The 21,199-nt window shown below is 72.5% G+C and carries 19 protein-coding genes; 8 read left to right on the top strand and 11 right to left on the bottom strand.

The features are described 5' to 3' along the window. The 7 genes from ACZ4D5_RS38460 to ACZ4D5_RS38430 are packed head-to-tail and all read right to left on the bottom strand — an operon-like array spanning position 1 to position 6,512. A complete protein-coding gene (locus tag ACZ4D5_RS38460) occupies positions 1–366 on the bottom strand; it encodes a nuclear transport factor 2 family protein (protein WP_467777125.1) in 366 nt (121 codons plus the stop codon). Beyond that, positions 363–1,190, bottom strand: a complete 828-nt coding sequence (locus ACZ4D5_RS38455) for an alpha/beta hydrolase (RefSeq protein ID WP_467777124.1) — start codon at positions 1,188–1,190, stop codon at positions 363–365. Before ACZ4D5_RS38455 ends, ACZ4D5_RS38460 begins: the two co-directional genes overlap by 4 nt. Then, the gene (locus ACZ4D5_RS38450) at positions 1,172–2,818 is read right to left on the bottom strand and encodes an amino acid adenylation domain-containing protein (protein WP_467777123.1); all 1,647 of its coding nucleotides are present in this window, start codon (positions 2,816–2,818) and stop codon (positions 1,172–1,174) included. The genes ACZ4D5_RS38455 and ACZ4D5_RS38450 overlap by 19 nt, the downstream gene beginning before the upstream one ends. Then, on the bottom strand, positions 2,802–4,025 hold the full coding sequence (locus ACZ4D5_RS38445; RefSeq protein ID WP_467777122.1) for an acyl-CoA dehydrogenase family protein: 1,224 nt from the start codon (positions 4,023–4,025) through the stop codon (positions 2,802–2,804). Before ACZ4D5_RS38445 ends, ACZ4D5_RS38450 begins: the two co-directional genes overlap by 17 nt. Beyond that, positions 4,022–5,422 (bottom strand): TrpB-like pyridoxal phosphate-dependent enzyme, encoded by a 1,401-nt coding sequence (locus ACZ4D5_RS38440; RefSeq protein ID WP_467777121.1) that lies wholly within the window; start codon positions 5,420–5,422, stop codon positions 4,022–4,024. The genes ACZ4D5_RS38445 and ACZ4D5_RS38440 overlap by 4 nt, the downstream gene beginning before the upstream one ends. Continuing rightward, positions 5,419–5,706 (bottom strand): phosphopantetheine-binding protein, encoded by a 288-nt coding sequence (locus ACZ4D5_RS38435; RefSeq protein WP_467777120.1) that lies wholly within the window; start codon positions 5,704–5,706, stop codon positions 5,419–5,421. The genes ACZ4D5_RS38440 and ACZ4D5_RS38435 overlap by 4 nt, the downstream gene beginning before the upstream one ends. A 17-nt stretch (positions 5,707–5,723) precedes the next feature. After that, positions 5,724–6,512: a thioesterase II family protein gene (locus ACZ4D5_RS38430; protein WP_467777119.1), complete on the bottom strand. Its 789-nt coding sequence runs from the start codon at positions 6,510–6,512 to the stop codon at positions 5,724–5,726. A gap of 385 nt (positions 6,513–6,897) precedes the next feature. On the opposite strand from ACZ4D5_RS38430, the gene ACZ4D5_RS38425 reads away from it, so the two are divergent. The 7 genes from ACZ4D5_RS38425 (at position 6,898) to ACZ4D5_RS38395 (ending at position 14,851) form a co-directional block, all read left to right on the top strand. Next, on the top strand, positions 6,898–7,854 hold the full coding sequence (locus ACZ4D5_RS38425; RefSeq protein WP_467777118.1) for a terpene synthase family protein: 957 nt from the start codon (positions 6,898–6,900) through the stop codon (positions 7,852–7,854). Between the two features lie 38 nt (positions 7,855–7,892). Next, positions 7,893–8,804: an oxygenase MpaB family protein gene (locus tag ACZ4D5_RS38420; RefSeq protein ID WP_467777117.1), complete on the top strand. Its 912-nt coding sequence runs from the start codon at positions 7,893–7,895 to the stop codon at positions 8,802–8,804. Between the two features lie 7 nt (positions 8,805–8,811). After that, positions 8,812–9,843: a cysteine synthase family protein gene (locus tag ACZ4D5_RS38415; RefSeq protein WP_467777116.1), complete on the top strand. Its 1,032-nt coding sequence runs from the start codon at positions 8,812–8,814 to the stop codon at positions 9,841–9,843. After that, positions 9,840–10,871 carry an ornithine cyclodeaminase gene (locus tag ACZ4D5_RS38410; RefSeq protein WP_467777115.1) on the top strand — a complete coding sequence of 344 codons (1,032 nt, stop codon included), beginning with the start codon at positions 9,840–9,842 and terminating at the stop codon, positions 10,869–10,871. The genes ACZ4D5_RS38415 and ACZ4D5_RS38410 overlap by 4 nt, the downstream gene beginning before the upstream one ends. A gap of 26 nt (positions 10,872–10,897) precedes the next feature. Beyond that, complete coding sequence (locus tag ACZ4D5_RS38405; protein ID WP_467777114.1) at positions 10,898–12,073, top strand: CaiB/BaiF CoA transferase family protein; 1,176 nt, start codon at positions 10,898–10,900, stop codon at positions 12,071–12,073. A gap of 20 nt (positions 12,074–12,093) precedes the next feature. Then, positions 12,094–13,728, top strand: coding sequence for a class I adenylate-forming enzyme family protein (locus tag ACZ4D5_RS38400; RefSeq protein WP_467777113.1), 1,635 nt, complete (start codon positions 12,094–12,096; stop codon positions 13,726–13,728). Between the two features lie 73 nt (positions 13,729–13,801). Beyond that, a complete protein-coding gene (locus ACZ4D5_RS38395; protein WP_467777112.1) occupies positions 13,802–14,851 on the top strand; it encodes an LLM class F420-dependent oxidoreductase in 1,050 nt (349 codons plus the stop codon). An 18-nt stretch (positions 14,852–14,869) separates the two neighbouring features. On the opposite strand, the gene ACZ4D5_RS38390 is transcribed toward ACZ4D5_RS38395, so the two are convergent. Next, positions 14,870–15,523, bottom strand: coding sequence for a DUF6875 domain-containing protein (locus ACZ4D5_RS38390; protein WP_467777111.1), 654 nt, complete (start codon positions 15,521–15,523; stop codon positions 14,870–14,872). Between the two features lie 200 nt (positions 15,524–15,723). Here ACZ4D5_RS38390 and ACZ4D5_RS38385 point away from each other — a divergent pair, with 200 nt between their 5' ends. Continuing rightward, on the top strand, positions 15,724–17,844 hold the full coding sequence (locus ACZ4D5_RS38385) for a BTAD domain-containing putative transcriptional regulator (RefSeq protein WP_467777110.1): 2,121 nt from the start codon (positions 15,724–15,726) through the stop codon (positions 17,842–17,844). Positions 17,845–17,865: 21 nt separating this feature from the next. Here ACZ4D5_RS38385 and ACZ4D5_RS38380 read toward each other — a convergent pair whose 3' ends face one another. From ACZ4D5_RS38380 to ACZ4D5_RS38370, 3 genes are all read right to left on the bottom strand, one after another. Further along, positions 17,866–19,098, bottom strand: coding sequence for a cytochrome P450 (locus ACZ4D5_RS38380; RefSeq protein WP_467777109.1), 1,233 nt, complete (start codon positions 19,096–19,098; stop codon positions 17,866–17,868). A 115-nt stretch (positions 19,099–19,213) separates the two neighbouring features. After that, positions 19,214–19,882: a response regulator gene (locus ACZ4D5_RS38375; protein ID WP_467777108.1), complete on the bottom strand. Its 669-nt coding sequence runs from the start codon at positions 19,880–19,882 to the stop codon at positions 19,214–19,216. Between the two features lie 5 nt (positions 19,883–19,887). Beyond that, a complete protein-coding gene (locus tag ACZ4D5_RS38370; protein ID WP_467777107.1) occupies positions 19,888–21,105 on the bottom strand; it encodes a sensor histidine kinase in 1,218 nt (405 codons plus the stop codon). Positions 21,106–21,199: the final 94 nt, after the last annotated feature.

Raw genomic sequence — 21,199 nt, 5'->3', positions numbered from 1 at the left:
TCACACCTGGGGGCTGAAGAAGTAGGTGTCACGCCGGCGGAAGAGTCCGTCATCGGTGACCTGGAAGAAATCAGCGAACCGCACGCACACGTCGTTCCCGTTCTTGAGCCGCCCCTCGAAATCGCCGTGCACGGCGATGAGTTCGTCGTGCGCCACGACCGCGCGCAGTGAATGGTTTCCCGATTCGATGACGCGGTCCTTCCGGTAGAACTGCTCCAGTTCGGCTGTTCCGCGCAAGGGCGGATATCCCGGCCGCTCGTACACCGCGTCCGCGGCGAACAGCGCCACGAGACCGGGAATGTCGTCGCGGTCCACCAGGTCGTAGTAGCGCTCGACCAGACGTATGGCTTCCGCTGCGGCGATCATGTGGCAGGCACCCCGTTCACAGTCGTTCCGGCAAGGTGACGCATCACGAACTTCAGCGAGTGCGGCAGGGCGCGGTTCACGAAGTCCCAGTCGTGGGCGCCCTGCCGCTCGTGGTACTCCGGTCGCCAGCCCCGCTCCCGGAGCGTGTCCCGGGTGCGGCGGTTCATCGCGACCACGCGGTCGTGGTCGCCGGTGCCGACGTCGAGGTAGAGGGCCGGGCGGGGGCCGTCGTGCGGATCGCCGATCAGCCGCCGCGGATCGTAGAGCCGGCGGGTGGCGCTGCCCGGCGGGCCCCAGACCCGCTCGTGGACCGCCTGCGTGGGCATGGCGAAGCCAGGGTCCCCGCGGAAGGCGGCGTACGGGTCGCCGACGCGCGAGCCCGCCTCGAAGGCACCGGCGTGCGCGGCGGCCGCGCCGAACAGGCCGCGATGGCGCAGCGCGAGGAACAGCGCGGCCGCGCCTCCCATGGAGAACCCCGCGACCGCCTGGCCCTCGCGGCGCGCCACCGTGTTGAACCCGTCGTTCACGCCGGGCAGGAGATCCTCGACGAGGTAGTCCTCGTACCGGTGTCCGGCGTGGTCGTTGATGAACCAGCGGCGGCCGCTTTCGGGCAGGACGACGATCAGCCTGCTGCCCTCCAGCGCCCGGCACAGCACCGAGCGGCGCAGCCAGGTGTCCCGCCCGCCGCCGTATCCGTGCAGGAGGTACAGCACCGGGTGGGCGGGGCCGTCCTCCGTGTACGTGTCGGGCAGCACGACGTTGACCCGCTTGTCGCGGCCGAGCGCCCGGCTCGGCCCGCAGGGCGTCAGGACCCGGGTGTGCACGGCCCCTCCTCACTGCGGGCCGCCGCCGCGGCGAGCGCACGCCGGTCGGCCTTGCCCGTCGACGTGCGGGGGAGGCCGTCGACGACGGCGAAGCGGGCCGGGACCATGTAGCGCGGCAGGGTGCGGGCACTGTGGCGGCGCAGCCGTGCCTCGTCGACCGACGCCCCGGGCTCCGGCACCACGAACGCCTCCAGGCGTACGTCGTCCTCGCCGGCCCCGACGGCGACGCAGACCGCCTCGTGGATCTCGGGCAGCGCCAGCAGGGTCGCCTCGATCTCCTCAGGCTCGATCCGGTAGCCGCGGACCTTGACCATGTGGTCGCGCCGCCCGGCGAACGTGTAGCTGCGCGCGCCGTCGGACCTGACGATGTCTCCGGTCCTGTGGACAGGGTCGGGCTCGGCGGGCGGGCCCCCGGGCGTCCAGTAGCCGAGCATCACCGAGTCGCCGCGGACGGCGAGTTCGCCCTCGGCGCCCGGTGCGTCCGGTATCGCGCGGCCGTCCGTGTCGAGCAGGGTGGTGACGGCGTACGGGCAGGGCGTGCCGATGGGCGGCGGCGCGACGCGGTCCGGTGCCAGGTCCTCGTCGGTGACCCGGTGGAAGGTGCAGACGTTGGTCTCGGTCGGTCCGTAGAGGTTGTAGAGCTCGGCCCCGCCGACCGCGCCGCGCAGCCTTCTGAGGTGCTTGAGCGGGAACACCTCGCCCGCGAACAGCACCGTCCGCAGCCCGCTGGAGGCGAGTTCGCCGCTGTTCCGCGCGTCGAGCATCCGTACCAGCGCGCCCGGGACCGAGTACCAGACGCTGATCTTCTCGGCCGTGACGAGGCGGTTCAGGGCCAGGCCGAGCGCCTTGTGGTTCTCCGGGACGAGCACGAGGCAGGCGCCGGTGCCCGCCGCCGCGAAGATGTCGAAGACCGACAGGTCGAAGTGGACGGGGGCGTGGGAGGCGAGCCGGTCCTCGGACGTGACGCGGAACTCCTCGACGGCCCAGTCCACGAAGGCGCGGGCGTTGCGGTGGGAGAGCATGACGCCCTTGGGGACGCCGGTCGAGCCGGAGGTGTAGAGGACGTAGGCCAGGTCGCCGGGGGCCACGGGGGCGGGCCGGAACCCTTCGGGGACGGGCCGCCGTGCCGCCCGGCCCCAGCCGAGGCGCGGCGGACCGGCTTCCCGCGCGGCCCGCGCACCCCGTTCGCCCGCCTCACGCCCTTCGCCCGCCCCGCCCTCTTCGCCCGCCGCCTCGTCGACGACCACGACGAGCCGCACCGCACGGGACCAGCCCCGCGTCTGCGGTGCGAGCAGGTCGAGCCGTCCGCGGTCCGTGACCAGGCAGGCCACCGCGCAGTCCGCCAGGATGTACGCCGCGCGGGCGGGCGGCGCCGCCGGGTCCAGGGGCACGTACGCGGCACCGCACTTGAGCACGGCGTGCACGGCCACCACGGTCTCCACCGACTTGGCGAGCCACAGCCCGACCCGGTCGCCCGGGACGACGCCCGCCTCGCGCATCGTGGCGGCGAGGGCGCTGCTCGCCCGGTCGAGTCCGGCGTAGTCGAGGCAGGTGCCGCGCAGTCTGACCGCCTCACCGGTGGGGTGCCGGGCCACCGTCCGCGCCAGGGCGTCAACGAGCGTCGGCATGCCGCTCACCTCCGGCCCCCGCGGCGGCCGCGGGACGCGGCGCGGGGGTGCGGCGCGCCCTGGCCGTGATCCCCAACTTCTCGGCCATCAGGACCCGTTGGAGGTCCGAGGTGCCCGACGAGATGCGGGTTCCCAGGGCGTCGCGGAGGTTGCGCTCGATGTCCGTGTCGGTGGTGTAGCCGAGCCCGCCGTACACCTGCATGGCGTCGAGGAAGGTCTGCACGGCCGCTTCGCTGGTGGTCAGCTTCGCCGCCTCGGGGGCGTACGAGGTCTCCTCAAGGCCCAGTTGCCAGGCCGCCTGGTGGGTGAGCAGGCGCGCCGCGTCCAGCCGGAGCTGCATGTCGACGATGCGGTGCGCGACGGACTCGAACCGGCCGATGTTCTTGCCGAACTGGCTGCGGCTCCTGGCGTATTGGACGCACTGCTCGATCTGGCGCCGCATCGTGCCGAGCAGCGGGGCCAGGATCAGCGAGCGCTCCCAGGCCATCGCCCTGGCCAGGATCCGGGATCCCTGCTTCTCCGCGCCGAGCCGGGCGGCGGCCGGGACCCGGCAGTCCCGCAGGGTGATCTCCCCCCAGGGCGCGGTGCGCATCCCCGTCTTCTCGAACCGGGTCTCCACCGAAAGCCCCTCGGTGTCCCGGTCGACGAGGAACGCGGTCACGCCGGTGAACCCGAGGGCCGGGTTGACGGTGGCGTAGACGAGGGTGACGTCGGCGATCGGCGCGTTGGTGACGAACCGTTTGGTGCCGTTGAGCACATAGCCGTCGCCGTCGCGGTGGGCCCGTGCCGTCAGCGCCATGGCGTCGGATCCCGCCTCCTGCTCGGTGAGCGCGTGGGCGCCGACCATCCGGCCGTCGCACAGCGCGGGCAGGTAGCGCTCCTTCTGCTCCTCGGTGCCGAACTCCAGGAGCGGCATCTCGACCGCCCAGACATGGGCGCCGAGGCAGAGCAGCAGGCCGTTGTCCCGGCAGCCGTGGCCGAGGCCCTCCATGGCGACGGCGCAGCTCAGCGGGGAGAGCCCGAGCCCGCCGTACGCGGTGGGTACGGGCAGCCCGAGGATCCCGGCCCGCGCACACCGCTCCCAGTCCCCCGGCTGCAGGCTCCGGGTGCCCTCCCGTGCCTCGACGTCCGCGCCCAGCCGGGTGGCGCCGACGTCGCGGAGCCGTTCGCCCAGAGCCGTCTGCTCCTCGGTGACGCCGAGGTTCATGACGCCGCACCCGCGGGCTCGACGTCCGGCAGTGCGGCCAGCGAGGTCGCGATCTGCTCGTCGGTGGCCGAGTGGTCCTCGAGGGTGCCCGCGAGGTACTGGTCGTAGGCGGACAGGTCGAGCATGCCGTGGCCGCTGATGTTGCACAGGATGACCGTGGCGCGGCGCTCCTCGCGGGCCCGCAGGGCCTCGTCGATCACGCCGCGGACGGCGTGCGCGGACTCGGGTGCGGGCACGACGTTCTCCGTGCGGGCGAAGAGGGCACCCGCCTCGAACGCGGCGTTCTGCCCGACGGCCACGGCCTCCATGCGTCCGTGCCGGTGCAACAGGCTGACCAGGGGCGCGGCCCCGTGGTAGCGCAGACCGCCCGCGTGCACGCCGGGTGCGACGTAGGTGTGCCCGAGGGTGTACATCTTCGTCATCGGCGTGGTGCCGGAGTAGTCGTTGTAGTCCCAGGCGTAGCGCCCCCTGGTCATCTTGGGGCACGCCTCGGGTTCCACGGCCACCAGGCGGGTGGCGGCCCCGGTGCGCAGCTTCTCCCGGTAGAAGGGGAACGCGAGGCCGGCGAAGTTGCTGCCCGCCCCCATCGAGGCGATGACCACGTCGGGGAACTCGCCCGCCAACTCCATCTGGCGCAGCGCCTCTTCGCCGATGACGGTCTGGTGCAGCAGGACGTGGTTCTCGCCGCTGCCGACGGCGAAGCGGCCGCCCGTCACCGATCGGGCGTGCTCGATCGCCTCGGCGTTGGCGATGGACAGGCTGCCCTCGCTGTCCGGGGACGCGGCGAGCAGCGCGCGGCCCGCCTCGGTCGTGCCGCTCGGACTCGGGATCACCCGGGCGCCGTTGAGCTCCATGAGCACACGGCGGTACGGCTTCTGGTCGAAGCTGCACCGGACCATGAAGACCGTGCAGCCGAGGCCGATCGCCTGGCACGCCATCGACAGCGCGGTGCCCCACTGCCCGGCTCCGGTGCCCGTGGTCAGCTCCTGGACGCCGGCCTTCTTGTAGTAGTACGCCTGCGCCAGCGCGGAGTTGAGCTTGTGACTGCCGGCCGCGTTGGCGCCCTCGTACTTGTAGTAGATGTGCGCGGGGGTGTCCAGGGCCCGCTCCAGCGCATGGGCGCGGACGAGGGGGGTGGGGCGCCAGCGCTGGTACTGCCGGCGCACCTCGTCGGGGATCTCCACATGGCGCCGGGTGCCGACGCTGTCGCGGTACATGGAGAGGGGGATGTTCGGTGCCTGCCGTTCCGCCGCGGGGACCTCGGGGGCGGGGGCGCCCGGGGCGGGGCGGGCCCTGCGGACGCCGTCCGTGGGCATGTCGAGATCGGCCAGGATGTTGTACCAGTGGGTGGGGACGTCGCTCTCGTCCAGCAGGTACTGGTTGCGGTTCGCCTTCACGCGCCGGCCTCCGAACGGTTCTCCCGCACGTGCCGGGACACCAGGCCGATGAGGTCGCCGACGGTCTCCAGGTCGGCCTCCATGACGTCCTCGTCGTCGATGTGGCCACCGAACTCGTCCTCGACCGCAAGGAGCAGTTGCAGCAGGTTCAGGGAATCGAGCTGAATCGAAGGCGAGTAGAGCGACATCCCGTCCTTGATCTCCTCCGGACTCAGCCGAAGGTCGAGGACGTCCACCATGAGCTTCCGTACGGCGCCCGCCAACTCGTGGTCATTGCTGTCCATCGTGGGTTCCCTTCGCACTACCGGGCGCGGACCGAAGTCAGCCGTTCGGCGATATCGGCGACGAGTTCCGCCTGCCGATCCTGCAGATAGAAATGACCGCCCGGGAGTGTGCGCGCCGTGAATTCCGCCGTGGTGACGTCACGCCATGCCTCGATACCGGCCTCGGTCACCTCCGGGTCGAAATCCCCCGCGTACGCCGCCACCGGAATGGCGAGGCGCTGCACCCGGGTGCGCCGGTAGTTCTCGACGAGCCGCATGTCGGCCCGCAGCGAGGGAAGCACCAGCTGCCGCAGGTCGGGGTCGGCGTACACCGCCTCGTCCACGCCGCCGAGGGCACGCAGGCCCGCCAACAGCCCCTCGTCGTCCCGCAGGTGCAGGTCCTTGTCCTCGCCGCCCTCCTTCCGGCACAGCGGGGACGTCTGTCCCGAGACGAACAGCCACCGGGGGCGCACCTGGTGACGTGTGGTCAGCCGCAGCGCCACCTCGTAGGCCACGCTCGCCCCCATGCTGTGCCCGAACAGCGCCAACGGCCGGTCGGCCAGGGGCAGCAGCGCCCGCGTGACGTGGTCGGCCAGCGTGCCCATCTCCGTCACGCACGGCTCGCGGAACCGCTCCTGACGGCCCGGGTACTGCACGGCGACGAGCTCCACGTCCGCGGGCAGGTCGCGGGGCCAGGCGCGGTAGGCGCCCGCGGTGCCCCCGGCGTGCGGCAGGCAGACGAGCCGGACCCGGGGTGCGGGCGTCGGCTCGAACCGCTTGAACCAGGCGCTTTCGGAGCGCTGAGCGGGAATTACGGATGAGGACACTGGTCGCCTCTCCATCGGGCGGCAAACAACCGTCGGTCACTTCCGAATCGGCACCCTAGCCGGTTCATCATCCACCGTCATCGCCCTTTTGGGCAGGGGCAGTTGGTCGTACAGGTTGCTTCCAGTCCGGGGAACGGCGCTCCCGTAGGCTGTTATCGCCCCGCATGGAATCTCTGCCCGTGAATTCTGTTTACGGCGGTGTGCGGCGCGCCCACGGAGGAGGACCGCTCCGCTTTTCCCGAATTGCTTCTCCCCCGCACCCGTGCGCGCCCGTTCCGCCGTTCCACTCCCTGCCCGTTCCTTCGACGCCGGAGTCATCGTGCCTCTCCGAATGCCCCAGATCCGGGTGGATTTCCCCGCGGAGCTCAGCCCTTTCCGGGACCAGGTGGAAGAGAGCACGCGCGCGTTCGTGCGGCGCTTCGGTCTCGTACCCGACGAGGTGGCCCGCCGACACCACGAGCGGTCGCTGCTCGGCACCCTGATGTCGCGCGCCTATCCCCACGCGGGCCGCACCGAACTCGCCCTGGTCACCGACTGGATCAGCTGCATGCTGGTCCTGGACGACCAGTTCGACGAGACCGACCTGGGCAAGGATCCCGAGCGGCTGCGCGCGGTCTGCCGCGAGGTGCTCGGCTGGCTCACGCCCGACGGTTCCGTCGCCGACGCCGTGCCCGGCGCCGCGGAGCACTCGGTGATCACGGCCTTCCGGCCGGCCTTCGCCGACCTGTGGCGCCGCACCCGCCCGTACGTCTCCGACGCCTGGCGGACCCGGCTCGCCGGGCACATCGGGGCGTTCTTCGACACGTGCGCCTGGGAGGCGGAGAACCGGCTCACCGGGCGCACACCGGAGCTCGCCGAGTACATCGCACGGCGCGGCTGTGCCCTCATGCCGTACCTGGACCTCATCGAGGTCACCACGCACTTCGAGGTCCCCCCGGAGATCTACCGGCTGCCCGTCCTCGCCGAGCTGAACCAGTCCCTGTCGGACGCCGACCTGTGGACCAACGACCTCTTCTCCTGCGAGAAGGAAGCCCTGTTGGGCGACCCGCACAACCTGGTGGTCGTGTACCGGGACGCCCACGGCACCGACCTGCAGAGCGCCGTGGACGCGGTGGGCGAGATGGTCCAGGGCCGTGTCGCCACCTTCACCGACCTCAGCCGGACGTTCCCCGACGCGTCGCCGCGGGACGTTCTCGATCCGTCCCTTGCGGCTCCGCTGGCCCGCCATGTCGCGGGCCTGCGCAGCTGGTTGACGGGCCAGCTCCAGTGGCGCTACGAGACCCGGCGCTTCGACCCGACGCGCCCGGAAGTGACCAGCGCCGCCGGATCCACCCCGCTGTAGTCCACGGCCCCACCACACGATCCGGATCGAGGAGCGACATGCGGAACCGGTATGCCACCGCCCACTACCTGCGGTCCCTCGACCCGAAGGCGGACCACGAGGAGATCCACCGCGCCTCCTCCGACGAGGAGTTCCCCTGGGACTACGGCCGGGGCCTGGAGGTGGCCATCTGGCGGACCTGCTGCATACCGAGCATCGCCCAACTCCTCGACGGCACGGGCGAGTTCGCGCTCCGGGCGCAGAAGCGGTACGACGACACCCGGATCCTGCTCGGCGAGATCGTGCGCAGCGGCTACGCGTCCGAGCGCGGCCGGCAGGCCCTGCGGCAGATCAACCTGGCGCACCGTCGCTACTCGATCTCCAACGACGACATGCTGTACGTGCTGTCCACGTTCGTCTTCGAGCCCATCCGGTGGATCGACCGCTGGGCCTGGCGCAGGACCATCGAGACGGAGCGGCTGTCCGCCTTCTACTTCTACCGGGAAGTGGGAGCACGGATGAACATCCAGGGACTGCCCAGCGAGTACACCGAGTTCGAGCGGTTCAACGTGGAGTACGAGCGGGCGAACTTCCGGCCGAACCCCGCCAGCGCGCGGGTGGGCAGCGCCGTCATGAAGCTGTACTCGTCCTGGTATCCGCGCCCCGTCTCGGACCTGGTGGCCGCCACACTGCCGTGCCGGCTGGACGCCCACGCCCGGCAGACGCTCGGCATACCGCGGGCGTCGCACCCCGCAAGGGCCCTGCACCGGATCGGCCTCAGTGCCCACGCGCGGGCCGAGCGGGCGGCGCCCGCGCTGATGGCGCGGCTGATGACCCGGCCGACGGCCAGGACGTACCCGGGATACCCGCGCGGCTACCGGATCAGCGACATCGGCCCCGAGCACGCGCGGGGCGCCCACCAGGGCCCCCTCACGCTCGGCCACCCCTCCGCCGAGAACCGGGAGAGCTGAGCGGACCGTGACGCACGTACCCACTCCCCTGCTGCCCGTCCGGATACCCCTGGCCGGCCGGTCGCTGCGCCTGTGGCTGAAGCTGGAGGCGCACGGCCGCTTCGGGTCCATCAAGGCGCGCACCGCCGAGGCGCTGCTCGACGCGCTGGAGGAGTCCGGCAGGCTGCGGCCCGGGGACCGGGTGGTGGAGTCCACCTCGGGGAACCTCGGCATCGCGCTGGCGGGCCTGTGCGCGGAGCGCGGCTACCGCTGCACCCTCGTGGTCGAGCCCAGCACCCCGCGGACGAGCGTCACGCGGATGACGGAGTACGGCGCGGACGTGGTGACCGTGCCCGAACTGCCGTCCGGCAGAACGCTCGACGCCCGCCTCGACGCGGTCAGGGACATCCTGCGGCGGGACGACACCGCCGTGTGGACCGATCAGTACGAGAGCCGCGCCAACCCCCGCGTCCACACCGACCGCACCGCCGTGGAGCTGGCCCGCGCCGCCCCGCCCCGCGGCTTCGACGCGGTCGCCGTGGCGGTCTCCACGGGCGGGACGCTGGCCGGGGTGGCCGACCACTTCCGGGCGCACCGGCCCTCGACCCGGATCGTCGCGGTGGACGCCGTGGGGTCGGCGGCGCTCGGCGGGAGCCCGGCCCACCGCCCGGACAAACTCGCGGGGTTCGGCTCGGGGCGGGCCTCGCGGTTCGTGGCGCGCCACCACTGGGACCGCCTGGTCCGGGTCCGCGACCTGGACGCCGTCGCGGCCTGCGCGCGGCTGCGCGAGCGCACCGGCCTGTCGCTGGGCGGCAGCGCGGGCGCCGCGGTGCTCGCCGCCGTCATGGACGCGGCCCGGCACCCGGGCACGGCGGAAGCGGCCTGCGTGTGCCCGGACGGCGGCGACAAGTACCCGCAGCTCACCGGCGCCGTGACGGGGCTGCCGGACGGGACCGCCGCCGGGGTCGGGGCGGCCCTCGACGCCCTGGCGCGAGCCCGCGCCGAGGAGTGCGCGCACCCCGGGACACCCCCGGTCACCGAAGGAGCAGCGAAGCCATGACCCCGCAGAGTCCGCCCCCGATCACCTATCTGGCGAGCGCCGACGTGGCCCGCGTCTGTGCCGGGCTGCCCGTCGTCGAGCTGGTGCGCCGGACGCTCCTTGCCGTGCGGGCGGGCGAGGCCGGGCTCACCCCCGAGGCCGCCCTGCGGTGGACCACGCCCTCGGGGGACTCGGCCCGGAGCCTGATCCTGCCGGGGTGGGCCGGCGACAGCTACGGCTGCAAGATCATCAACGCCTCGCTGGGCAACCAGGCCCGCGGGCTGCCGCGGGCCGCGGGCCTGATCGTGCTCGACGACCCCGAGACGGCACGCCCCCTGTGCATCATGGAGGGCGCCCTGATCAGCGCCCTGCGCACGGCCGGGGTCTCGCTCGCCGCGGTGGGCGCGGTCCGTGACCTCGCCGGGATCGCCCGGGTGGCCTTCCTCGGCTGCGGCCGGCAGGCCGAGGTCCACCACGGCCTCCTGGCACCCCACGCCCCCGGGTTGCGGGAGGTGGTCCTCCACGACCGGGACGGGGCCCGCGCCGAACAGGCCGCCGCGACCTGGGCCGCGGCCCGTCCCGACGTGACGGTGTCCGTGGTCGCACGCCCCGAAGAGGCCGTCTCCCGCGCCGAGTTGACCTTCGCGGTGACCACCACGACCGAGCCGTACGTCGAACTCGACTGGGTGCCCGAGGGCGCCACCTTCGTCAACGTCTCCCTCGACGACGCGGCCGAGAGCCTGCTGCTCGGCTGCGACCACCTCTTCGTCGACGACTGGCGGCTGGTCTCCGAGGACGACCACCGCCTCCTCGGCGTACTCGCCGGCGCGGGCCGGGTCACCCCTCCCGGCGAACCCGCCCCCGAGACAGGCCGGTCCGTCGACGCCGCGCTCCCCGACCTGCTCGCGGGCGCCTACCGGCGGCAGGTCGGCGACCGGGACCGCGTGGTGATCAATCCGTTCGGCATGGGCGTGCACGACATCGCGGTGGCCGCCGCGGTGCACACCAGGGCGGCCGAACTGGGCCTCGGCACGCGGCTCGCGCACTGACAACCGACACCGACGGGGGAACAGCCATGGAAGCGACACCAGGGGCCGCGGGGTGGCCGGGGCTGACCGGGCTGCGGGTGCTCGACCTGTCCCGCCTGCTGCCCGGCGGTTTCGCCACACTGCTGCTCGCCGACCTCGGCGCCGACGTGATCAAGATCGAGAGCCCCGAAGGGGGCGACTACGGCAGGCTCGTGGATCCCGACACGTTCGCCGCGCTCAACCGCAACAAGCGTTCGGTCGTCCTCGACCTGCGGGAGCCCGGGGGCCGCGACACGCTGCTGCGCCTGGTCGGGCGCAGCGACGCCGTCGTGGAGAGCCACCGGCCGGGCGTCCTCGACGCACTGGGGCTCGGCTACGCGCACCTGCGCGCCGCCAACCGCAGGATCGTGCTCTGCTCGATCAGCGGCTTCGGCCAGAGCGGTCCGTACGCAACCCGGCCCGGCCACGACCTCAACTTCCTCGCCCTGTCCGGGTTCTTCGCGGTGCCGCACCGCGAGGCGGGCCCCGTGGACCGGGTCGGCGTCCGGATCGCCGACACCGCGGGCGCGATGTACGCGGCGCTCTCCACGGCCGTGGCGGTGTCCGCGGCGCGGGCCACCGGCGAGGGCCAACACCTCGACGTCTCGCTGCACGAGGCCGCGGCCGCCTGGGCGGCCCCGCTCGCCCTGTCCAGGCTCGGCCGGGCGGGTCCCGGCGGGAATCCGCTGGTCACCGGGGACAACGACGTGTTCGTCCTGGCGTGCGGGCGGCGGCTCGCCCTGGCCACCTTCGAGGACAAGTTCTGGCTCGCCTTCCGGCGCCGCTTCGCCGCGCGGTTCCCCGCGCTCGCCGACGACGCGTACGACCGGCGGGCCGACCGCACCCGGGCCAAGGAGAAGGTCAGGGCGCTGCTCACGGACGTGTTCGCGCGCCACGACCTCGCCTGGTGGACGGCCGCCCTCTCCGACCTCGACGTGCCCTGGGCCCCGGTCTACGAGTCGGCGGACGAGTTCCTCGCCGACGAACACGTGGCGGCCCGCGGTCTCGTCGGCACCGTGCCCGCCCCGCCCGGGGGCACCCCGCAGCCCCAGGTCCGCTTCCCCGTGCTCTTCGGGGCGGGGCTGGAATCCCTGCGGGGCGCGGCTCCCGCACACGGGGAACACACCGCCGAGGTGCTGGCGGAGATCGACGCCGCAGACCGACGACGTGAGGAGCCACAGTGACCGGCGGAACCGTACACGCAGTGAACGGAAGCCCGAGACCGCGGCCGGGCTCGGTCCGGCGCGCGGACGCACGCCGTCCGCTGGCCGAGCGGACCATCGGCGCGCTGCTCCGGGAGACCGTGGCCCGTCACCCAGAGACCGTCGCCCTGCGCAGCGTCCCCGACGGCGGCGGCGCCCACCGGCAGTGGACGTACGCCGAGTTGCTCGCCGAGGCGGAGAGCGTCGCGTCCGGCATCCTCGCCCGGGTGCCGCGCGGCAGCCGGGTCGCCGTCTGGGCGCCCAACGTCCCCGAGTGGCCCGTGTTCGCGTACGCGGCGGCGCTCGCGGGGGTGACCCTGGTGACCCTGAACCCGGCGTTCCGCGCCGACGACCTCACGCACGCCCTCGGGGTCTCCGAGGCGGACATGCTGGTCCACGCCGACCACAGCCGCGCGTACGACATGGCGGCAGTGGCGTCGTCGGTCGCCGCCGGGCTGCCGCGGCTACGCCATGTCGTCTCCCTCGCCCAGTGGGAGGACCTCAAGGGCGACCGGCCGCCGGCCGCGGCGCACGAACCGGCCCCGTCGGAGCCTGCCCAGATCCAGTTCACCTCAGGAACGACGGGCGCCCCCAAGGCCGTTCTCCTGTCCCATCAGGCGGTGGTGAACGTCCCCCGGCTGACGTTCGAGGCCCTCGGGGTGCCGCCGGGCGCCACGGTCGTCAGCCCGCTCCCCATGTTCCACACGGCCGGCTGCGTCATCTCCTGTCTGGGGCCGCTCTGGAGCGGCGGCACGTTCGTGCTGCTCGAACGGTTCGATCCCAAGGTGCTGCTCGGCACGCTGAGCGAGGCGCCCGGCGCGGTGCTCACCAGCGTGCCCACGGTGCTGAGCACCCTCAACGAGGTCGCCCGCGACGTCCCCGACCGCCCGGTGCTCTCGTCCGTCCTGACCGGCGCCGCCCCGGTCCGCCCGCGCCTCATCGCGGAGACCGAACAGCTCTTCTCCACCACGGTGTTCAACCTCTACGGCCAGACCGAGCTCGCCTCCGTCCTCACCCTCACCCGGCCCGACGACACCGTCGAGGACAAGACCAGTACGGTCGGACGGCCGCTCCCGCACGCCGAGTGCAAGATCGTCCACCCCCAGTCCGGTGCCGTGCAGCCGCTCGGCGTCCAGGGCGAGATCTGCGCCCGCGGCTACCAGCAGATGATCGGCTACTACGGAGACCCCGCCGCCACCGCGGGCAAGGTGGACGCGGAGGGCTGGCTGCACACCGGCGACCTCGGCTCGATGGACGCCACCGGGGCCCTGCGGATGGCGGGGCGGATCGACGACCTCATCATCCGGGGCGGCGAGAACATCGCGCCCGCCGCCATCGAGAAGGTCCTCTCGGAGGTGCCGGGGGTGCGGGAGGCCGTGGTCGTGGGGGTCCCCGACGACGTGTGGGGCGAGGAGGTCGCGGCCGTGGTGCAGCCCGTGCCGGGTGCGGCGCTCTGCCTGGAGGCGCTGCTGTCCCAGTGCGAGGGGCGGCTGACTCCGTACAAGATCCCGGTCCACTGGTTCCTGGCGGCGGACCTCCCCCTCACCGCGTCCGGAAAGATCCAGCGGTTCCGCGTCGCCGAACTCGTCGTCAGCGGTGGCCTGGAGCGCCTCGACAGCGGCATCTCCCCTTCCTGAACCCCACGTTCCCCACGTTCCCCCGCCCCCTGCCTCACCTTCGTCTCACCCTCGTCTCACCCCGGAGCGCACCATGCGGATTTCCATGCAGTTGCGGTACGACGGCGACATCGTGGCCGCCGCCGAGCAGGTGGCGGAGCTCGAGCGCGCCGGTCTGGACCTGATCTGGGTGCCCGAGGCCTACGGCCACGACGCCCCGAGCTTCATGGGGTTCATCGCGGCCCGCACCCGGAAGGTGGGGATCGGCTCGGGCATCATGTCCGTCTACACCCGCACGCCGGCGCTGCTCGCGATGACCGCCGCCGGGGTCGACGCCCTGTCAGGCGGCCGCTGCCATCTGGGACTTGGCACCTCAGGGCCCCGCGTCGTCGAGGGCCTGCACGGCGTCCCGTACCGCGACCCCGTGACCCGGACCCGGGAGACCATCGCGGTGCTGCGCGCCTTCTGGCGGCGCGAGGAACCGGTGACGTACGAGGGCCGGGTGCACCGTCTGCCGCTGCCGCCCGGCGAGGGCGGCGGCACGGGGCTCGGCACCGCCATGAAGCTGCTCTCCCCTCCGGTGCGTCCCGCCGTCCCCGTCTGGGTGGCGTCGCTGGGCCCGCGCAACGTCCGCATGACCGCCGAGGTCGCCGACGGCTGGCTGCCGATGTTCTTCGACCCCGAACGGTGGGAGGAGGTCTGGGGCGAGGACCTGCGGGCCGGGGCGGCGCGGCGGGACCCGGCACTCGGCCCGCTGCGGATCTCGGCGGGCGGGCTGCTCGCCATCGGCCCGGACGCGGCCCGGGTCAGGGAGCTGGCGCGCGGCCAACTGGCCCTGTTCATCGGCGGGATGGGCGCACCGGGCCACAACTACTACTACGACCTGGTCTGCAGGTACGGCCACCGGGACCGGGCCGAGACCGTGGCGCGGCTGTTCCGGTCGGGCGACCGGAAGGGGGCGGCGGCCGCCGTACCCGCGGAACTCCTGGAAGCCACCACGCTCTGCGGGCCCGAGGGCTATGTGAAGGAGCGGATCGCGGCGTACCGCGCGGCCGGGGTGACCGACCTCCAGGTCGTCCCCGTGCCGCGGGACGGCCAGACGGAGGCCGGGCTGCTGTCGCGGCTCAAGGAGCTCTGCGGCTGACGGCCGGGGCCGTCCGCCTCACCGCGCCGCGGGCCCCTCTTCGGGAGCGGGCGGCGTTTCCTTGCCGTGGCGGCGCAGATACTCCGCCAGGTGCTCCGGGTCGTCCTTCAGAAACGGCAGATCCGTGGGCACCATGTGCCGTATCACCAGCATCGGAACGGGGCTGTTCAACGGGCGGAATTCTGGATTCCATAGGCCGCCCTTGGCCGGTGGACCGTCATGGAACTCGCCTATCATGAGGCCGTGCGAGACATAGTCCACTTTCAGTAACACTTGGGTGTTGTCGATAATTTCGACCACCCTGTCCCTCGGCAGATCGGGAAAGAGCACAAGAATCGTCGTATACTGCGCTGCACTCCCCTGACTGCGGGCGAGTTCGACGAACCAGTCGCGGTATCCGCGCAGCACGTCCGCGGTCTCCGCCGTGCTTTTCGGAACCCCCGATTCCACCGCCAGATAGAACAGGCCTCTGTTCATCGACGACTTGACGAATGGGCAGACATGCCCCCTTCGCCCCACTTCGGGGTGGGGTCGGGCGAGGTAGTTGGACGCCCACTCGACTATTTCACGCAGGGGCTCCTCGTACTTCTCCAGCTCCGCTGGAAGATCATTTCGCGCGAGGTCACCCAGTTCGATCAAGGTCAGTCGCGCACTGCTTTCGCGAATCAGCATGGCTGAGTCACTCCCACCCGGGCACGCCCACCCTGACGCCTCGCTTACAAGGGATCATCCAGCACATTCATTTTCAAAGCGGATTTCCGTCGACCCGCAGAAATATTTCCACGCGCCTCAGGCGTCTCACTGGATAGACACTGGATGAACGATCTGCCTCTTCCGCACCGTCGTACAGGCGTGTGAAATACCTGTCTGGAATGGGTGTCAGGAATGGCTGCTCGTCGACGGACGGGGGATTGATGGCGGTCCAAGGCGCATTGCACGACCAGACCGACGATCTCGGGGAGGTGGTGAGAGACGCCAGAGACAGAGCCCGGCTCAGTCAGCGGGTGGTGGCCGAAAGGTCGGGAATCAGCCTCCGCACACTGCGGGAGATAGAGAACGGCCGGGTCCGCATGCCCCGGCGGCACTCCATGCAGCGCCTGGCCGAAGTACTCCAGGAGCCCCGCCTGCTCGACCAGGCGGCAGCCAAGTCCCTGCTGGACGAGGACTCCTACGGAGCGGACGACCGGCTGACGCTGCGGGTCCTCGGCCCGCTCAGCGCGGTGCGCGGCAGGAGCGTCCTCAACGCCGGCACCCCCATGCAGCAGAGCCTGCTCGGCCTGATGGCCCTCCACGCGAACGAGAGCGTCTCCCAGGCGGAGATCGTCGACGTGCTGTGGGGCGAGACGCCCCCGAACTCCTTCAACCAGCTGGTCCACACGTACGTCTCCCGGCTGCGCGCGCTGTTGGCCAAGCACAGCGACCCGAGCTCCGACGCCTCGACGATCGTGCGCCGCAACTCGGGCTACGAACTGCGCATCGCATCCGGCCAGTTGGACCTGCTCCGCTTCCGCGAGCTGGCCAAGGAGGCCGAACACGCCCGGGCCGGCGGGGATCTCGCCCTCGAGGTGCGGATCCTGACGGACCTGCTCCACCTGTGGTCGGGCCCGGTCCTGCACGGCTCGTCGCCGCGCCTGGAACAGCATCCGCTCGCCCTGGACGCCAACCAGCGGCAGATCACCGCGGCGCTGCGCCTGGCCGAACTCGCCGTCGCCTACGGCCACTACGAGAAGGCGATCGACCAGCTGCAGCCCCTGGTGCGGCACCATCCGCTGCACGAAGGACTGCACGCCCAGCTGATGGTCGCGCTGGCCGGAGCCGGTCAACAGGTCGAAGCCCTCGACCTGTTCAGCCGACTGGACCGCACCCTGCGGCTCGACTTCGGCATCGACCCCGGCCCCGAACTGCGCGCCGCGCAGCTGACCGTGCTCCGCGGCGTCAGCCGCACCATGGACGACCAGGCCGCGCAGGCCGACCCGTCCCGGGCGGAGGCCGAGCGCCCCTACGGGCTGCCGCCGGACACCCCCGACCTGGTGGGCCGCAGCGAGCACCACCAGGTGCTGCAGCACCTCACCCAGAGCGGTTCGCCCGGCGGCCTGTTCGGCCCCTCGCCGGTCGCCTCCATCTACGGCCCGCCGGGGGTCGGCAAGTCCGTCCTCGCGGTCCGCGTGGCCAACTCGTGCCGGCTGCGGTACGTGGACGGGGTGCTCTACGCCGACCTGCGCAGCGACGCCCGGACCGACAGCCAGGTCGCCCACACCGTGCTGCACCGCTTCCTCCGGGCGCTCGGCGTGGCCGAGGCCGACATCCCCCGCGGGCTCACCGAGCGGATCTCGGCGTATCGCAGTCTGCTCGCCGAGCGGCGCGTCCTCGTCGTCGTCGACAACGTTGTACGGGACGAGCAGCTGCAACCGCTGCTGCCCGGCGGGTTCACCAGTGCCCTGCTGTTCACCAGCCGGGCGCCGCTGTCCACGATCCCCGGGGCCCGGCACTTCCCGCTCTCGCTCTTCACCGCCGAGCAGTCGGTCAGGCTGCTGAGCCGCATCGTGGGCGAGGAGCGGCTGCTGGCCGAGCGTCAGATGGCGGAGGAGATCGCCGAGTTGTGCGGATACCTGCCGCTGGCCATCCGCATCGTGGGCCAGCGCCTCGTCACCCGCCCCCACTGGTCCCTGTCGCGCATGGTCCTGCGGCTCACCGACGAACAGGGCCGGCTCTCGGAGCTGTCGCACGGCCAACTCGACGTCCGCGCCCGCCTCGACACCCATCTCGTGTCCCTGGCCGGTGCCTCGCGGCGGGCCCTGCTCGCGCTGGCGAGGGCCTGCGGGGGCTCGTTCACCCTGCGGGCCGCCGCCGCCTCGCTCGGCTGCAGCCTGGTCGCCGCCGAGGACGTGGCGGAGACCCTCGTCGACCACCAGCTCCTGGAGGGCCCCGACTCCACGGGACGCTATGTGTTCCCGGTGCTCACCAGGCTGCACGCCCGCGAGCGGTTCGCCTGACGGGGCGGGAGGGGGACCGCCTCAGGCCGGGGTGAAGGCGACCGGAAGGCCGCTGAAGCCGTTGAGGAAGTTCGAGTGCACCCGCGGCGGTTCACCGGTGAGCTCCAGGTCCGAGGCGTGGGTGCGCAGGGCGTCGAGCACCGCACCGACCTCCGCGCGCCCCAGCTGGGCCCCGATGCAGAAGTGCGGTCCGTAGCCGAAGGTGAGGTGGCGGTTGGCCCTACGGGACAGCAGGAACCGGTCGGGCTCCTCGAACACCTCCTCGTCCCGGTTGGCCGAGGTGTTCCAGAGCACGACGACGGAGCCGGGGGCGATCGTGCGGGAGCCGATCGTCACCTCCTCCAGCGCGGTCCGCCCGAAGTGCATGGCCGGAGTGGTCCACCGCAGCACCTCGTCCACCGCCGTGTCCGCCCCGACCTCTCCCGAGCGCAGCAGCTTCCACTGCTCCGGGTGCTCGGCCAGCGCGTGGACCGCGCCGATCATGGAGAGCCTGCTGGTCTCGTCCCCGCCGATGATGAGGCTGTAGCAGTTGAAGACGATCTCCTCCTCGGTGAGCGGCCTGCCCCCGACCGCTCCCTGGGCGAGCGCGGTGATGGCGCCCTCGCGCGGCCTCTTCCTGATGCCGTCCAGGAGGTCGAGGAAGTAGACGAGGATCTCGTTGCGCGCGCGTACGGCGGCCGCTTCGGTGGCGTTCTCGTGCTCGGAGCTCAGCGCGGACTTGGTGAGGGTCAGCAGGTAGGGCTGGTCGCTCTCCGGGACGCCCAGCAGGTGGCAGATCGTCCCCATCGGGATCCTCTCCGCCACGTCCGCGGCGAAGTCGCCGCCCTGCTCCACCACTTCACGGATCAGCCGGTCGGCCATGTCCCGCACCCGGAGCTCCACGGACCGCAGGAACCGGGGCGAGAACGCCTTCAGCATGACGTTGCGCAGCTCCCGGTGGCGCTCGCCGTCGCTGACCGCGAGCATCTTTCCCGCCGCCGAGTCGCCCCCCGCGAGGAGCGTGGTCAGGACGTTGCCGCGCTCGGAGGTGAACCGCCGGTTGTCGCGGTAGACGTGCTGCACGTCCGCGAAGCGCGTGAGGGACCAGAATCCCGGCCTGCCCTCGCGGGGCTCCGTCCAGAACACCGGGTGGTGGGCCCGGAGCCTGCGCCACAGCTCGTACTGGTCGTGGAGCCGGAAGAACAGGGGGTCGGCCAGGTCCACCGTGGTGCAGTCATCCGGGAGTTCCCGCACACCGCTCATCTGCTTCCTCACGTGTCGCGTCGTGGGCTCGATGGACACGGAGGCTAGCCCGGTCGTCGTGCGCGGTTCTGTCGCGGGACTACACGCTCAAGTGCCCCTCCCCGCGCGGCCCGTGGGCCCGGCACGGTCAGGGCCGCCGCTCCTGCTCCCCCGCGGTGATGAAGCCCGACTCGTAGGCCGTGATCACCGCCTGCACGCGGTCGCGCGCACCGAGCTTCGCGAGCACCGCGCTCACGTGCGTCTTCACCGTCTCGGTACCCAGGTGGAGTTCGGCGGCTATCTCCGCGTTCGTCAGGCCGCGCGCGACGCACCGCAGCACCTGGCCCTCGCGCTCGGTGAGGGCGGCCTCCGCCAGTTCGCGTCGCGCCGACTCGTTGCCGTGCGCGGCGGCGAGGGAGCGCAGCGCGGGCGGGAAGAGCAGCGACTCGCCCTCGGCGACGAGCCGTACCGCGTGCACGATCTCGGCGGGCCTCGCGCGCTTGAGCAGAAACCCGTCGGCGCCCGCGCGCAGCGCGCCGTAGACGTACTCGTCCTCCTCGAACGTGGTGATGACGAGGATCTTCGGCGGGTCCGCGACGGTCCGCAGGACGGCCCGGGTCGCCTCGATGCCGTCCATCAGCGGCATGCGTACGTCCATGGCGACGACGTCCGGCCTCACCTTCACCACCAGGGGGATGACGGCCGCGCCGTCCGCCGCCTCACCGACGACCTCGATGTCGGGCTGCGCCTCCAGAATGGCGCGCAGCCCGGCGCGCAGGAGCGCGTCGTCGTCGACGAGCAGGACGGTGATCGGCATGCCGGTCACTGTAGTGGCAGGGTGATGTGCACCCGCCACGCCCCTTCGTGCGGCCCGTACGCGGCCGCGCCGCCGAGCAGGACGGCCCGCTCGCGCAGCCCGCGCAGCCCTGAGCCGCCGCCGCGGGATCCGCCGCACTCGGCGGGCCGCTTGTTGCGCACCTCCAACTCGAGCCAGCGCTCGCCCACTTCGAGCTCCACGGTCACCGGCACCGAGCCCGCGTGCCGCAGTACGTTGGTGAGGCACTCCTGGAGCATCCGGTAGCCCTCGCGTGAGACGGGCCCCGGCACGGCGTCGAGATCCCCGCCGATCCGGGTGGTCACGTCGGCCCCGGCCCCGCGCGCCGACTCCACGAGCCGTCCGGCCTGCGCGAGTGTGGGCCGCTGCGCCGTCGGGTCGGCGTCCTCGCGCAACAGCCTGAGCACCCGCTCCAGTTCGGACAGGGCCTCCCGGCCGGTGTCCTCGATCGCGGCCAGCGCCCGGTCGGTGAACTCCGGCGTCCCTGCCTCGCGCGCCGCGCCCGCCTGCACCACGGCGAGGGTGAGCGCGTGCCCGATGGTGTCGTGCAGTTCCCGGGCGAGCCGGGTGCGCTCCAGCAACCGCTCGGTCCGCTCCTCCAGTTCCGCGAGCCGCTCCGCCGGGGTCGGGCCGAGCAGCCGGGGCGCGAGGTCGGCCATCAGCGCGCCGGCGCCCCGGACGAGGGCGACCACCACGGCGCAGGACACCGGGGCCAGGAGCGGGAACCACCACGCCCACCGCTCGGGCAGCAGGGCGGAAGGGGGCCCGAACGGCGGCCACAGGGACGGCATCAGCAACCCCAGCGTCAAAACGACGCCGTTGAGCGTGACCACGGTGACCCCGAAGCCGAGCCACAGCCGCACGGTCAGCCACACGAAGACCCGCCAGCGGTCGCCCCGCGTGGCCGAGGGCGAACCGGCGATCTCCGGCGCCGGATGCTCCTGCGGGGCCTGTGGCCCGGGGTAGAGCAGGAAGCGTGCCTGCATCGCCTCGGCGACCCGGGTGCCGGGGATCAGGGCGGCGAGCGCGAGCAGCGGGAGCGGCACGAAGGGCAGCAGCCACATCGCCGCGCCGGGGCTGTCGAGGCCGGGGAAGGCCACCCCGACCAGCACCACCGCGGCCACCGCGCCCATGAACAGATGAAGCCACCGGGTGTACGTGACCGCACGTGACATGGGCCGCAGCAACCGATGAAGACGCTTCATACCGCCATGATCCCAGCGGTGTACGGCAGTTGGCTCCCCCGCGCGGGGGAGGACTTTCCCTCCGCCGGGGGAAGCGGATCATCCCCTGCGAACG

Source organism: Streptomyces sp. NPDC025651 (assembly GCF_055558735.1).
Note: the sequence above shows the minus strand (reverse complement) of the source record. Positions and strands in the feature narration are given on the sequence as shown.